8 protein-coding genes and 1 pseudogene are annotated in these 13,776 nt (G+C 72.3%); 5 read left to right on the top strand and 4 right to left on the bottom strand.

The genetic code is table 11. The annotated features are described in order from the left end of the window. Positions 1-123: 123 nt before the first annotated feature. From QWU11_RS01835 to QWU11_RS01830, 3 genes and pseudogenes are all read left to right on the top strand, one after another. The gene (locus tag QWU11_RS01835; RefSeq protein WP_290103185.1) at positions 124-612 is read left to right on the top strand and encodes a hypothetical protein; all 489 of its coding nucleotides are present in this window, start codon (positions 124-126) and stop codon (positions 610-612) included. Further along, positions 573-806, top strand: a pseudogene (locus tag QWU11_RS47160) (J domain-containing protein); the annotation flags it as partial. The gene QWU11_RS01835 and the pseudogene QWU11_RS47160, both read left to right, overlap by 40 nt. Before the next feature lie 222 nt (positions 807-1,028). Beyond that, positions 1,029-1,595, top strand: coding sequence for a hypothetical protein (locus tag QWU11_RS01830; RefSeq protein WP_290103184.1), 567 nt, complete (start codon positions 1,029-1,031; stop codon positions 1,593-1,595). Between the two features lie 13 nt (positions 1,596-1,608). On the opposite strand, the gene QWU11_RS01825 is transcribed toward QWU11_RS01830, so the two are convergent. Both QWU11_RS01825 and QWU11_RS01820 read right to left on the bottom strand, forming a co-directional pair. Further along, on the bottom strand, positions 1,609-2,553 hold the full coding sequence (locus QWU11_RS01825) for a thaumatin family protein (RefSeq protein ID WP_290103183.1): 945 nt from the start codon (positions 2,551-2,553) through the stop codon (positions 1,609-1,611). Between the two features lie 14 nt (positions 2,554-2,567). Next, entirely contained in the window at positions 2,568-4,355 is a 1,788-nt protein-coding gene (locus QWU11_RS01820) for a sigma-70 family RNA polymerase sigma factor (RefSeq protein WP_290103182.1), read from the bottom strand. Between the two features lie 350 nt (positions 4,356-4,705). Here QWU11_RS01820 and QWU11_RS01815 point away from each other — a divergent pair, with 350 nt between their 5' ends. Further along, positions 4,706-7,132, top strand: a complete 2,427-nt coding sequence (locus QWU11_RS01815; RefSeq protein WP_290103181.1) for a lamin tail domain-containing protein — start codon at positions 4,706-4,708, stop codon at positions 7,130-7,132. 55 nt (positions 7,133-7,187) lie between these two features. On the opposite strand, the gene QWU11_RS01810 is transcribed toward QWU11_RS01815, so the two are convergent. Next, positions 7,188-8,225, bottom strand: a complete 1,038-nt coding sequence (locus tag QWU11_RS01810; protein WP_290103180.1) for a phosphatidylinositol-specific phospholipase C domain-containing protein — start codon at positions 8,223-8,225, stop codon at positions 7,188-7,190. A gap of 216 nt (positions 8,226-8,441) precedes the next feature. Here QWU11_RS01810 and QWU11_RS01805 point away from each other — a divergent pair, with 216 nt between their 5' ends. Further along, positions 8,442-12,695 (top strand): AAA domain-containing protein, encoded by a 4,254-nt coding sequence (locus tag QWU11_RS01805; RefSeq protein WP_290103179.1) that lies wholly within the window; start codon positions 8,442-8,444, stop codon positions 12,693-12,695. Here the strand turns inward: QWU11_RS01805 and QWU11_RS01800 are convergent, their stop codons facing one another. Further along, positions 12,696-13,745 carry a hypothetical protein gene (locus QWU11_RS01800; RefSeq protein WP_290103178.1) on the bottom strand — a complete coding sequence of 350 codons (1,050 nt, stop codon included), beginning with the start codon at positions 13,743-13,745 and terminating at the stop codon, positions 12,696-12,698. It abuts the gene before it with no gap. Positions 13,746-13,776: the final 31 nt, after the last annotated feature.

Here is a 13,776-nt window from a genome sequence, read left to right as displayed (position 1 = left end):
CGTGAGGAGTGCTGGCGGAACATCGGCTCACGTGTCCGGAGCCGGCTGCTGGAACACGCCGGCGCGGTCATCGAGTGGACCGCGCACCGGGACGGCTCCAGTCCGGACGGCCGGTCCTATGCCGTGGTCTTCGGCGATCGGGGCCTGAGCCTGGCGGATCCGCGGCTCAACGCGCAGCTCCGCCCGGCCTATGCCATCTCCGCGTTCGCGTTCCTCCCCGGGTCGTTACGGCACGTACGTGTGGACCACCGCCCTCCGCCGTACGCGTCCTCCCGGTCGTCCGGCCCGGCTCCGTCGCCCGGTCCCGCCGGCCCGCGGTACGTGAACCTCGGTCTCGGCGCCGATATCGAAGGCGTGCTCGGTAACCTCCCGCCGCGGGCGCAGGAGTTGCTCCAGGCGCCTTTCGTCCACGGGCAACGGGTCCTCCGGTACCAGTGGGGCGCCGAAGGGTCGGAGTACGGCCTGTCCATGTTCCTGCTGTATCTGGCCGGCCCGAAGGATGTCACGGTCGCCGTCGGCACGAGCACGATCCCGTCGGGCCACACGACCGCGACCGCGCACTGGTCGGTGACGTGTTACCGGGCCGCGGTCGCACGCCGGATCGGCGGGTAGCGGTTCCCGCGGAGTTCTCCGAGCTCGCCGGACACGACGCGTACGACCTGCTCGGGGTGGACCCAGATGCCTCGGATGAGGAGGTTCGGCGCGCCTACCGGGCCTTGGTCAAGGTGAGTCACCCGGACCTGTTCACCGACCAGCCGGCCAAGGGCAGAGCCGAGGAGAGGATCCGGCTTCTCAACGCGGCCCGCGACGTCCTGCTCGGCCGTCGGGCCGCCTACCGCCTCTTCCGGTCGGCATCCGGGAGTAAGCGACGTACGGAAGCCCGGCACGGGACGGAAGCCGCGGCCGCTCCCCCACCGGACCCGTGGGAGAGGCCGGAACCGGGGAGCGCTCCCCCACGGGACCCGTGGGCGATGTCGGACCCGTGGGAGAGGCCGGAACCGCCGAGCGCTCCTCCACCGGGCCCGTGGGTGACGTCGGACCCGTGGGAGAGGCCGGAACCGCCGAGCGCTCACCCACCGGACCCCTGGGCCACCTCGAACCCCGGCCACCCGCTGCCGCCGAAACCGATCTACGCGCCGGCCTCGCACCGAAAGTTCAACCTGATATTCGTCTGTGTCTCTGGCTTCGCCCTGGCATCGGCGATCTTGATGGCACAGGTCAGCGGGTCTTGTTCCGTGCCCTTCGAGGAGCAGGGCCCGCAGCCGTCCGTGTCCGTACCTGAGCAGTTCGCCGGCGACTGGAAAGGAACGGTCAGGGCCGCCGGAGATGAGAAGGCTCACTGGAACGTCGAGCTCAGGCTGCGAGCCGGCAGGCACAACGGTGACGTCCTCTATCTCGAAGCCAAGTGCGCCGGAACGGCGGTGCCGATCGGCCTCAAGGCGGACCGGCTCACCGTGAACACCGATTTCCCCGAGGACATGTCGGGCTGCGACGTCGGAGACATCCAGATCGTGCGTGAGGGCGACACGGTCGTCGTCACTTATCGCGACGGCAAGGACAAGGTGACGGTGTCGGGAACGCTCGGCCGGGAGTGAACGCACCGGACGGTCAGGGGCTGCGGCCGAAGGTGATGCGGTAGTCGCAACTTCCCTTGCAGGTGAATACGCTGGTGGCGTCGTCGTTGACATAGGAGTACGCCGCCGGTTCGGCGTGTTTGAACAACGCCGCAGAGTCGATCGGCCACTCCGAGGGCCTGCACCGTGACCGGGGCGCCCACTGGCCACGGCAGCAGGTCTGGTCGGTGTTCAACGCCACGCACGCGCTGCGGCACGCGACCACCGCGCCGTCGTGGGTCACCCGCAGCGTCCGCGGGCACGTGTCGTTCGCGTCCTTCGTGCAGCCTGCGGACACGCAGCCGGTGGAGCTGATCTTGTCGGGCGTGCCGCCGGTGTGGTTGATGTACATCGGCAGGTTCGAGCCGTCGACCAGGCTGACGTCGTAGAAGTCCATGTCCTGCCAGGCGTCCAGGTTGAACTCGCCCAGCGTGGCGGGCAGCGCGCCCCAGCGGCTGCCGCACTGGAACCGCCCGCCGCAGTCGCCGGTCACGCAGTGGCCCCGGCCGGCGGAGTCGAACGAGCAGCCGGTACGACCCCAGACGCGGGCGTCCCAGTGGGCCGGCAGCACGACGCTGACGCGCGCGCCCGGCTCCAGCCGCCAGCCGGTCGCGGCGAGGTGGTGCTTCGGGTCGTTCGCCACCGCGGGCCAGATCGTACGGGCCGTGCGGTTGACCAGGGTGAGCAGCCGTTCCCCGGCGCGCCGGTCGGGCTTGGGCGTCTTGCGCGGCCTGGGCGGCGCGGACCTGACCGACAGGGTGAGCGGCGCGTCCGCCGGCGCGGAGGCCGAGGCCGAGCCCGAGGGAGCCTCCGCGATGGGCTTCGACGCGGCCCGGTCTCCCCGGACCGGGCCGTCGAGCAGCAGCGCGGCGGCCAGGCCGAGCGCGCAGACGGCGGCGGCGAGGAGGGCGGCGGCGCGGCGCGGGTTCTTGCGGTGCACGACGGGTCCTCCCCTCAGCGCTTGGTACGCGGCAGGCCCTGGAAGGCCCTGCCGACGGTGTTCGGCGTGCCCGCCTCGGTGAACAGGCCGGTGCCGCTGCCCTTCGTGGCGGGCAGGCCGAACCACGCGTACCGTTCGACGCCCTTCAGGCCGGCGAGCATCGTCGTCGACGCCTTGAGGAAGGCCGCCTGCCGGCTCTGGGACGGGTACGTCGAGGTGGCGCCGAAGCGGATCAGCGCGTACTCGGTCAGCCAGATCGGCTTGTGGTAGCGCGCGTACACCGCCTGCACGTACTGGCGGAGTTGTGCGACCGCGCGCGAGCTGTCGAAGTCCGAGCCGTACCAGTGCAACGTGATGAAGTCGACCCGGTAGTGACGCGCGGCGGCGCCGCGCATGAACCGGTCGAGCCAGCCGCCGGCGGTGGCGCCGTTCGCCGCGACCGCCGGGCTGCCGATCCGCATCCCGGTCGCCGTCAGCTTCGGCCACAGGGCGAGCGCCTGGGCCGGCGACATGTTCGCCTGGGCGGCCATGTCGGGCTCGTTGAAGCCGAGGAGCGTACGGCCGCGGGCCTTGGCCTGGGCGAGCGTCGCCGCGGTGACCGACTTCGATCCCCAGATCATCGGCACGAACTCCACGCCGGACGGCTTGGTGATCCCCGAGGTCTCGGCGGCCCAGTCGTAGTACCAGCAGGCGCCAGAGGACTTGAGCGCGGTGCTCGCCGCGCCGAACTTCCAGGTGGCGACCCCCTTCAGGCACGAGCTCGCGGCGGCGCTTACGACCGGGGGGTGACCCTTGGCCATCAGCGTAGGCGCGGGCGGCGTCGGGACCGGCGAGCGCGACGGGTCGCGTACGGCCGGCGAGGTGGCCGGCACGCCACGCTCGGTCGCGGCGGCGGGGCGTTCCGCGCCACCCCGGCCGAGCGTGGCGTACCCGACGAGACCCGCGACGGCGGCCCCGGCGAGCGGTACGGCGACGAGCGCCTTCGCCGGCAGGTGCAGCAGTTTCCCGGCGTGCCGGGCGTGCGCGGCGGCGCCCGGCACGGCCGCGCCGTGGGCGAGCGCCAGAGGCACGGGCACGAGCGGAAGGGACGCCAGCAGCCGCTCGGCCGGGATCAGGTCCGACGAGCGGGCCGAGCAGGCGGCGCAGTCGCGGATGTGGCGGGCGAACCGCTTGCGCCACAGCGGCGCGGGCCGCCCGTCCCAGTCCGCGAGGAGCGCGGCGAGCCCGGCGCACTCCCCCGGGTCGGCGAGCACGCGCACCACGGCGCGCCCGACGTCGAGCTGCCGCTTCATCCGCTGGACGCGCACCGCGACGTGCGGCCCCGGCAGGTCGAGCGCGGCCACGAGGTCGGCGCGTTCGAGCTCGCCCCCCTCCTCCAGCCACCACAGCGCGAGGAGCTCGCGGTCGTCCTCGTCGAGCCACCGGGTCGCCTCGGCGATCTCCTTGCGCTGGCCGGAGAGCCTGAGCCGCAGGATCGTGACCTCGGCGAAGTCGGCGCCGGGATCGGCCACGTCGGGGACGTCCTCCAGGGGCGTCGAGCGCGGGCGAGACCGGTGGTAGTCACGGATCTGCCGGATCGCGACCGCGACCAGCCAGGACCGGAAGGAGGACGCCTGCCGGAGCCCGGAGACGCCGCGCAGCGTGCGCAGCACCGTCTCCTGCACGACGTCGTCCACGTCCGGATGGCCGTTCAACGCCCGGCCGACGATGTTGTAAAGGAGGGGAAGGCAGCCCGACGCGAGGTCCGCGAGCGCCTGCCGGTCACCGCGCTGGGCCGCGCGTACGGTCCCGACGCCTGGCATGGGGGTTGCCACCACGGCACTGAACTCTCTCACAGTCAGGAGACGCGGCCGCCGGTCGCCGGATAACACTTTTTCCGGCGGCCTTCTCGCGACGACGGCAGGCCGCTTGTGGTCATGGCGCCGGGTCGGCAGATCCCGCCGATTCCGGCACCGCCGATTTGGTGGAATCCCTCACCGCGCGCCATTTCCGTGACCAGCCGCCTACCCATTGTTCGGCAAACGGCCTGCGGACCGTCCTAACCAGCCGGAACGGACGATCCGTTCGCGAGAAATACGCTCGCTCGCCATTTCGCCGCGGTGGCCGCCCCAGCATCATGGGGGCCGACAGACATCGGTCATCGGAGGGTCTCTTGCGCGTCCATGTGAAGTTCGGGCTGACGAGGGCGACCGCGGGTGTCGCCGTCGGCGGCCTCGCGCTCGCCGCCGGAGTCGCCGTCGGCGACGCGCCGGCGTCCGCCACACCGGCGACGTCCGTGGTGGTCAACGAGGTGTACGGCGGCGGAGGGAACTCCGGCGCCACCTACACCAACGACTTCGTCGAGCTCACCAACCGGAGCGGCGCCGCCGTGAGCCTGGACGGCTGGTCCGTGCAGTACCACTCCGGCGGCGCGACCGGCACCTGGCAGGTCACCGCGCTGGGCGGCTCGCTCGCGCCCGGCGGCTTCTACCTCATCGGCGAGGCGAAGGGCGCGGGCGGCACGCAGGCCCTGCCGGAGACGCAGGCCACCGGCACCATCGCGATGTCCGCCACCGCCGGCACGATCGCCCTGGTCCAGGGAACGACGGCGCTGACCTGCGCGGACTCGGCGGCCTGCCAGAGCGCCTCGACGGACCTCGTCGGCTACGGCACCGCCGTGCTGAACGAGACGGCGCCGGCCGCCGGCGCGTCCAACACCGCCTCCGTACAGCGCAAGGACGCGGCGGACAGCGACGACAACTCCGCCGACTTCGGCGGCGCGGACCCGACGCCCGGCGCGGCGAACACCGTCGGGGGCGGCGGAGGCGGTGGCGGCGGCGAGCCCGGCCCGCTGCGCATCCACGACATCCAGGGCGCCGGCTGGCTCTCGCCGCAGGACGGCCAGCACGTCACCAACGTGCCCGGCATCGTCACCGCGATCCGGTCGGCGGGCAGCAGCAGGGGCTACTGGATCCAGGACCCGGCCCCGGACGCGGACCCGGCCACCAGCGAGGGCGTCTTCGTCTTCACCTCGTCGCCGGGCGTGGCGGTGGGCGACTCCGTCCTGGTCACGGGCACGGTCAAGGACTACTACCCCCTGGCCAGCGGCGACACGCTCCCGGCCACCTCCAACCTGTCGGTGACCGAGATCGGCGGTCCCAGCGTCTCGGTCCTGTCCCACGGCAACGCGCTGCCGGCGGCCGAGGTCATCACCCCGGACACGGTTCCCGCCGCGTACGCCCCCGACCTCGGCGGCGGCGACATCGAGTCCACGCCGGTCACCCCGGCCCGCTCGGCCCTGGACTTCTGGGAGTCCCGCGAGGGCATGCGCGTCGAGGTCGACGACGCGCGGGTGGTCGGCCCGTCGAACAGCTTCGGCGAGCAGTACGTCACCACCAAACCGGCGCAGACGCCGACGTACCGCGGCGGCACCGAGCTCCTCGCCGAGAACGCCGTGCCGTCCGGCCGCGTCGAGGTCGTCCCGGCCGACGGCAGCGACCCGGGCGTCTCGGTCGGCGACGTCTTCCAGGGCGCGACCGCCGGGCCGGTCGACTACTCCCTGTTCGGCGGCTACACGATCGCCGCGACGCAGGTCGGCGCCGTCCAGCACAAGAATCTGCCGCCGATCGTCGCGACCCCGCAGGACGCCGGGCAGCTCGCGGTGGCGACGTACAACGTCGAGAACCTCGCGCCGGGCGACCCCGCCACCAAGTACGCGCGGCTCGCGCAGGGCATCGTCACGAACCTCGCCAGGCCCGACATCGTGGCGGTCGAGGAGGTGCAGGACAACACCGGCGCCACCGACGACGGCGTGGTCGCGGCCGACCAGACGCTGACCAAGCTGACCGCGGCGATCACCGCGGCCGGCGGCCCGAAGTACGACTGGCGGGAGATCGACCCGGTCAACGACCAGGACGGCGGCCAGCCCGGCGGCAACATCCGCGTGGTGTTCCTGTTCAACCCGGCACGCGTGTCCTTCGTGGACCGCGGCGCCGCGTCGGTGAACCGCTCGACCACCCCGACGTCCGTCGAGAGGGTGCACGGCAGGCCGGCCCTGAGCCTGTCGCCGGGCCGGATCGACCCGGCGAGCACGGCCTGGAACTCCAGCCGCAAGCCGCTCGCGGGCGAGTTCCTGTTCCGGAACAAGCCGGTGTTCGTCATCGCGAACCACTTCGCCTCCAAGCTGGGCGACCAGAACGCGGACGGGCGCTACCAGTACCCGGCGCAGTCGTCGGCAGTGCAGCGCGCGAGCCAGGCCAAGGAGGTCCATGACTTCGTCGGCCAGATCCTGAAGAAGGACCTGCTGGCCGACGTCGTCGTGCTCGGCGACCTGAACGACTACCAGTTCAGCCCGGCGCTGGCGGCGCTGCGGACGGGCTCCACCAGCGGGCGCGGCCTGCCGATCCTGACCGACCTGATCAGCACGCTGCCGCGCGACGAGCGTTACACCTACGTGTACGACGGCATCTCCGAGGTGCTCGACCACATCCTGGTGTCCCCGCTCGTACGCGGCGTGCGCTACCAGGTGGTGCACGTCAACGCGGAGTACACCGGCCAGACGAGCGACCACGACCCCCAGGTCCTGCGTCTGACCCCGTAGGAACCGGCGGCGGGCTGGGTCTCCCCCGCCCGCCGCCGCGTTTCCCCTGCGTGTCTCAGCCGCGCGTCAGGACCTGGGAGAGCACGGACGGCAGGGCGTACCAGTCGCACGAGGCGATCGACGCGTGGTCCCGGGCAAGCTGGGCCACCCGGTTCTGGGCGTCGGCGACCGGCGGATTCGTGTCGTCCAGGGCGGGCGGCACGTTGTGCGCGTCGGTCATGGTCAGCAGGTAGTGGTTGGTGTCGTACCAGGAGGTGTCGACGCCCGCGACGTACGTCGCGGCGTCACCGTCGAAGACCACGAACCAGGGCCGGATGCTCGCGTCGGTGTACTGCGCGCGGGGGTCTCCGGTGAGCGCGCCGAGCACGGTGGGGAAGGTCGTGGCGGTGGCGAGGTTCCCGGCCGCCTTGAGGTTCTTCAGGTACGTGGCGTACTCCACGTCGGTGTGCAGCTTGTCGGTCGGGTTGGCCAGCTCCACCGTGCCGGGGATGACGTACATGATGACCTTGCCGGCCAGCGACGCGCGGCTCGGCCAGTCGTTCGCCTTCGCCGCCTCGTCCAGGCTCGCGTGGCCGCCGAGCAGGTCGGCGGGGCGGTACAGCACGTTCCCCAGGTGGGCGTTCACGTCCGCGTCGAACGCGGCCGGTCCCATCCCGTAGTTGTTCTGGAAGCCGGCCTTGAGCTCGACCTTGACGAAGATGGGGCCGGACGACGGGTGCGCGGCGAGCCAGTACTTGATGTCGTCCAGACAGGAGCCGAGGTCCTTGTTGGCGCTGCCGGTGTAGATGTCGGCCGGGCCGGCGGCGTTGACGCAGTTGTTGTCGTTGCTGGTCGGCTTGTCGTGGCTGACCTTCCACTCGCGGGTGAAGATGTCGTCCCACGCGTCCAGCTCGACCATTGACGCGCCGGCGTCGAGGGCCTTGGCCAGATACGGGAAGTCCGCCTTGGTGTAGGCGTTGTGAATTCCGACGACGGTGGATTGCGCCACGGACGGGGTGGCCGCGAGCGCCGGCATCCCCAGGCTCGCCAGTACGAGGGCCGAGGCGGCCGTCATGCTCCAGCGAATGCGACGGCCGATCCGGTTGAACAGCATCAAGCCTCCCAATGCCTGCGGTGAATCCGCGGGTCGATTCACGCACCGGGGACGGTAAACGGCTGCGAGTGTGATGTGAAGCACTTTCCGATGAACGATTTGTTATCGATTGTTGACAGCAGTCAGACAACAGGTTCGGAACCTTTCGGAGTGACGGGGCCGACACGGGCGGGTCCGGGGAGCCCGCCCGTGCGTCAGATCCGTGGGGAAAGATGGGTGGATCGGACGGACGGGGCGCCCAAGATGGACGACATGAACACCCGCGAACGGATCGGGCGGCTGCACGACTACCTGAGCGCGCTCGCCCAGGAGGTCCACGCCAAGCCGGTCCGCGACGTCGCGGACTATGACGTGACGGTCGCGCCGTCCGACGTGCCGCCGCACCCCTCCGTGAGCCTCGGCGCCGGGACGACGTGGCTCCGGGTGGCGAAGGTGCCCAGGCCGGTGCCGCCCCCCGTACCCGAGGCGCTCGCGTCCTTCCTGGACGGCGTGCCGGTCGACGACCCGCACTTCACGCCGCTGCCGCCCGACGACGACCCCGACGCCGAGGCCGCCGTGCTGGAGTGGATGACCGAGGTCTGGGAGCCCTGGGCGCACGAGGCGCGGCCCGCGGTCGCCGCGCGGCGGCTGTACGAGACGCTGTTCCGGCTGCGGCAGCGGATGCGCACCGACGAGGCGACGCACGAGCTGGTCTGGGGCCACGGCGTCCTCGGCTGGAACTTCGCCGGCCGGCGGATCCGCCACCCGATGGTGCTCACCCCCGTACGGATCGTCTTCGACGACGAGTCCGGCGACCTGTCGGTCGTGCCCGACGGCCTGCCCGTGCTGGAGCTCGACTGCCTGCAGGGGCTCGGCGTGCCCGACCTGGAGCGGCTGGGCCGGATCGGCGAGGAGCTCGCCGCCGAGCCGGTCGACGTCTGGTCCGGCGAGGCGCGTGCGCTCTACCGCCGGATCGTGGCCCCGCTGGGCCTTGACGACCGGGTCGACGAAGGCCCGGAGCTGCCCGAGACCACCGAGGCCCCGGTGATCGTGGACACGTGGCGGCTGGTCGTACGCCGGCGCCGCGTGATGTTCCTGAAGTTCTTCGAGCAGCTCAAGCTCGCGATGGCCGACCGGCCCTCACTGCCCGCCCCGATGGTCGCGCTCGCCGCCGGGGAGGACGACGCCGCCGCCCTGGACGCCGAGGACTGGGCGCCCGTGGCCGAACAGCTCCTGCTCCCGCTGGCCGCCAACGACGAGCAGGTGCAGATCGCGCGCAAGCTCGCCACGCACAGCGGCGTCACCGTGCAGGGCCCGCCCGGTACGGGCAAGAGCCACACGATCGCCAACCTCGTGTCGCACCTCGTGGCGCACGGCAAGCGCGTGCTGGTCACCGCGCACAAGGACCAGGCGCTGACCGTGCTGCGTGAGAAGATCCCGGACGACCTGCGCGACCTGTCGCTCGCCGTGCTCGGCTCGTCCTCGGCGCACCTGACGGAGCTGCAGCGGTCCGTCCAGGCCATCACGTCCGCGGCGGACAGTGTGGACGAGGAGCAGGAGAGCCGGGCGGTGGCCGGGCTCCGCCTCCGGCTCGACGAGGTCGAGGCCGAGGTGCTCCGGCTGCGCAAGCGCCTGCGGACCGGCCTCGAACGCGAGCGGGAGAGCCTGGAGGTCGCCGGTCATCCGCGCCGCGCCGGCGAGGTCGCCGACTGGCTGGTCCAGCACCAGCACGACCTCGGCCGGATCCCCGACGCGCTCTCCTTCGGCACGGAGTGCCCGCTGACCCCGGCCGAGCTCGCCGAGCTGTACTCCCTCCTCCAGCGCGTCGGCCCCTCGGACGCGATCGCCTGCACCGCCGACATGCCGGTCGCGAGCGAACTCCCGACCGGGGAGCGCCTGGCCCATGACACCGAGGAGGTACGCCGGCTCGGCCGGATCCTGGCCGGTCACGACGCCGACCTCGCGCGGATCGACGCGCTCGGCGACGCCGAGCTGGCCCGGCTCTCCGACGACGCCGCGCGGGCGGCTGACGGCCTGACCCTCCTGAGCGAGGAGTGGCTCGTACGGCTGCGCGCGCAGGTCGCGCAGGAGCGGCAGTGGCTGGAGCTGTGGTCGGGGCACGCCGAACGGCTCCGGCAGGGCGCGCACGAGTGCGCGGCGATGCGCTCGGCGTTCGCCGGCTCCCGGATCGAGATGCCCGACCGGCCCTACCGCGAGAACCTCGAGATGCTCGACCAGCTGCGCCGCCGCTACGCCGAGCACAAGAAGGTCTCCTCGCTGGTCAACCGCGACCTCGCGCAGTTCGTGAAGTCGGTCCGCATCGACGGTGAGCCGCCGCGTACGGCGGGGGACGTCGACCGGGTGACGGCGTGGCTGCGGCTGCGGCGGCTCCGCGAGTCGCTCGCGGCCCTGTGGGCCGATGAGTTCGTCGTGGCGCTCGCGGCGCCTCCCGTGCCCCCCGGCATCTCCGCGGTCGAGACCTGGATCGGCGAACACACCCAGCAGGTCGTCGCCGCCCTGCACTGGGAGACCGTCGACTGGCCCTGGCTGCGCGACCGCGTCGCGTACGTCCTGCCCGCCCCGCCGAGGCCCTCCCCCGACGACCTGCGCCTGCTGTCGGAGGTCCTCGACGGCCTGCGCTCCCGGCAGCGGCAGCGGTCGCTGCAGTCGGACCTGACCCGGTTCGGCGAATGGCTGGCGGCGGCGCGCACCCGCCCCGAGGCGAGCTCGCTGTGGGACGACCTGCTGGACGCGCTCAACTCCGCGGACTGGGGGCGCTGGAACTCCGCGGTCGCGACCGCCGCGCGCCTGGGCGCCATGCGCCCCGCCGTCGTACGCCTCGCGTCGCTGTACGACCGGCTCGCCGAGGTGACGCCGCGCTGGGCCGAGCTGATCCGCTCCACCGGGGGCCGGGCGATGCTGGCCGGCGACCCCGCCCAGCTCGACCTGCTGTGGCAGTGGCGGCAGGCCGAGACCTGGCTGTCGGGCATCATCGGCGCGGACGACGTCGCCGAGGTGCAGCGGCGCCTGGAACGTACGCAGGACGAACAGCGCGCGCTCACCCTGGAGCTGACGCGCCGGTCGGCCTGGCTCGCGATGAAGCGCAACCTGGGCCACTCCCAGCGGCAGGCGCTGGTCGGCTGGCTGCAGACGCTCCGCAAGATCGGCAAGGGCACGGGCGTGGCGGCCAGCAAGTGGCGCGCCGAGGCCCAGCGGCTGATGCCGCACGCCATGGGCGCGGTGCCGATCTGGATCATGCCGTACTACCGGGTCGTGGAGTCCTTCGACCCGGCCGCCGCCCCGCCGTTCGACGTCGTGGTGGTCGACGAGAGCAGCCAGTGCGACACGTTCGCGCTCGGCCTGCTCGGGCTCGGCTCCAAGATCGTGGTCGTCGGCGACGACCGGCAGATCAGCCCGTCCGCGATCGGCACCGAACGCGGGCGGGTCGACGAGCTCATCCGTACGCACCTGGGCGAGTTCCCCAATGCGCTGCTGCTCGACCTGGAGTCGAGCCTGTACGACGCGTCGGCCCGGCTGTTCCCCGGCGTCGTACGGCTGCGCGAGCACTTCCGCTGCCTGCCGCAGATCATCGAGTTCTCCTCCCAGCACTACTACGGCGGCGAGATCCAGCCGCTGCGCGAGGAGACCACCCGCCTGCCGGGCCCGGTCGTACGCGCCGTGTACGTCGAGGACGGCGTACGGCAGGACCTGGCCGTCGGCGAGGTGAACGAGGCGGAGGCGCGGGCGCTGGTCGACGCGCTGGTCGAATGCTGCGCCGACCCCGCGTACGAGGGCCGGACCATGGGCGTGATCTCCCTGCTGGGCACGAGCCGGCAGGCGCAGTTCATCGACGCCGCGCTGCTGCACAAGCTCGGCCCGGAGGAGTACGAGGCACGCCGGCTGCGCTGCGCCGACGCGTACGGCTTCCAGGGCGACGAACGCGACGTGATCTTCATCAGCGTCGTCGCCGACGACGCGCGGAGCGCGGCCACCTCACGCGTCTTCGAGCAGCGGATGAACGTCACGGCCAGCCGCGCCCGCGACCAGATGTGGGTGTTCCACAGCGTCCAGCCGGACGCGCTGCACCCGGACGACCAGCGCGCCAAACTGATCCGCTACGCCCGCGACGGTCAGCGCTCCCCCGCACTGGCCCAGGATCTGGAGTCCCGTTGTGAGTCCGACTTCGAACGCCGCGTCCTGCGCCAGCTGCTGGCGCGTGGCTACCGGGTCACGCCGCAGCACCCCGTGGGCAGCCTGCGAATCGACCTGGTCGTACGGGGCGCGGGGCGCAAGCTCGCCATCGAGTGCGACGGGGACAGGTATCACGGCCCCGACCAGTGGGAGGCCGACCTGCGCCGCCAGCTGGTCCTGGAGCGTCTGGGCTGGCGCTTCTGGCGGGTCCGGGGCAGCGCGTTCTACCGCGACCCCGACAAGGCCATGGCGAGCCTGTGGCCCCTCCTCGGCGAGCTCGGCATCCACCCGGAGTCGTAGTCATCGGCAGGTCCTGACCGGGTCGTCGTGGGCGAGGGCGCAGACGATGAGGTCGCCGCGCCCGGGATAGGCCTGGCGTACGGCGGTGGCGAAGTCGCGCCACTGGCGGCGGGTGTCGTCGACGGCCCCGCGTACGGCACGGGCGAAGTCCTCACCGGCCTGCCCGCGCGAGGTGCACACGTTCTTGTCGTTCTCCACGCACGAGGCGGCGCCCGTACGGGGGTCGATCACGCCGTGGTCCTTGTTGATCCAGGCGTGCTTGAGGCGGGTCCGGCCGTCGTCGGTGCACCCGGCCCGTTCGCCCGAGATGGCGGCCTGGGCGTCGAAGCAGCCGGTGGTCAGCCAGCCGGGTACGTCGGACGGCTCAGGCCCGAAGAGGGCGAACAGCGGGCTGATGTCGTCCTGCCGGCCGCCGGGCGGGTTGCGCACGCCGATCGGCCCGGGGGCGGCCTCGTCGGCCCAGTTGCTGTGGGAGTAGAAGTCCTGCATCGCGTGCAGGGCACGGCCGAACTCCTCGATGACGTCGCACTTGACGCGGCCGCGTACCCGGTTGAAGGAGCAGTTGGCCGGGTGCGGCGGGATCACCGAGAATTTGAGGCTGACCTCTTCGGGCTTGACGCGGCCCTGGGAGTCGAGGACGTCGGCGGCCCGCCGGACACCGGCGCGTACGCGGGCGCGGGCGTAATCGACGCAGTCCAGAAGGGCGGCCGTGGCCCGCCGGCGGTCCTCTGGGCGGTATTCGGGGCCCTCGACGTAGTCGGCGTTGTCGCAGTGCGCCGCCGAGGTCAGCATCTCCCCGGTCAGCGGGTTGTCCGGCGAGCCGACCGCCCCGAAGGTGCCCTTCATGCCCGCGACCTGGTCCAGCGAGCGCGGTTCGACGCAGTCGGGGCCGCCCCCGGGCGTGCCGCACGCGAGTGCCGCCCGGGTGATGTGCTCGTGCTCGGCCAGATGCCCGACGGTGCCGAAGGCGTGCGCCGCCCCCGCCATGAGAACCGAAGCGGCCGCGACCGCCACGGTGGCCGCGGCGATGGGCGGGACCTTCGACCTCATGCCTGTCTCCTTTCGTATGCTCGGACTGTAG

This window comes from Actinomadura sp. DC4 (assembly GCF_030406325.1).
Lineage (GTDB): Bacteria > Actinomycetota > Actinomycetes > Streptosporangiales > Streptosporangiaceae > Actinoallomurus.
This window is presented reverse-complemented; position numbering and strand designations above follow the sequence as displayed.

Excerpts from the sequence above, each read along its gene's own strand:
- QWU11_RS01820 (WP_290103182.1), bottom strand. The coding sequence starts at position 4,355 with ATGCCAGGCGTCGGGACCGTACGCGCGGCCCAGCGCGGTGACCGGCAG.
- QWU11_RS01810 (WP_290103180.1), bottom strand. The coding sequence starts at position 8,225 with ATGCTGTTCAACCGGATCGGCCGTCGCATTCGCTGGAGCATGACGGCC.
- QWU11_RS01800 (WP_290103178.1), bottom strand. The coding sequence starts at position 13,745 with ATGAGGTCGAAGGTCCCGCCCATCGCCGCGGCCACCGTGGCGGTCGCG.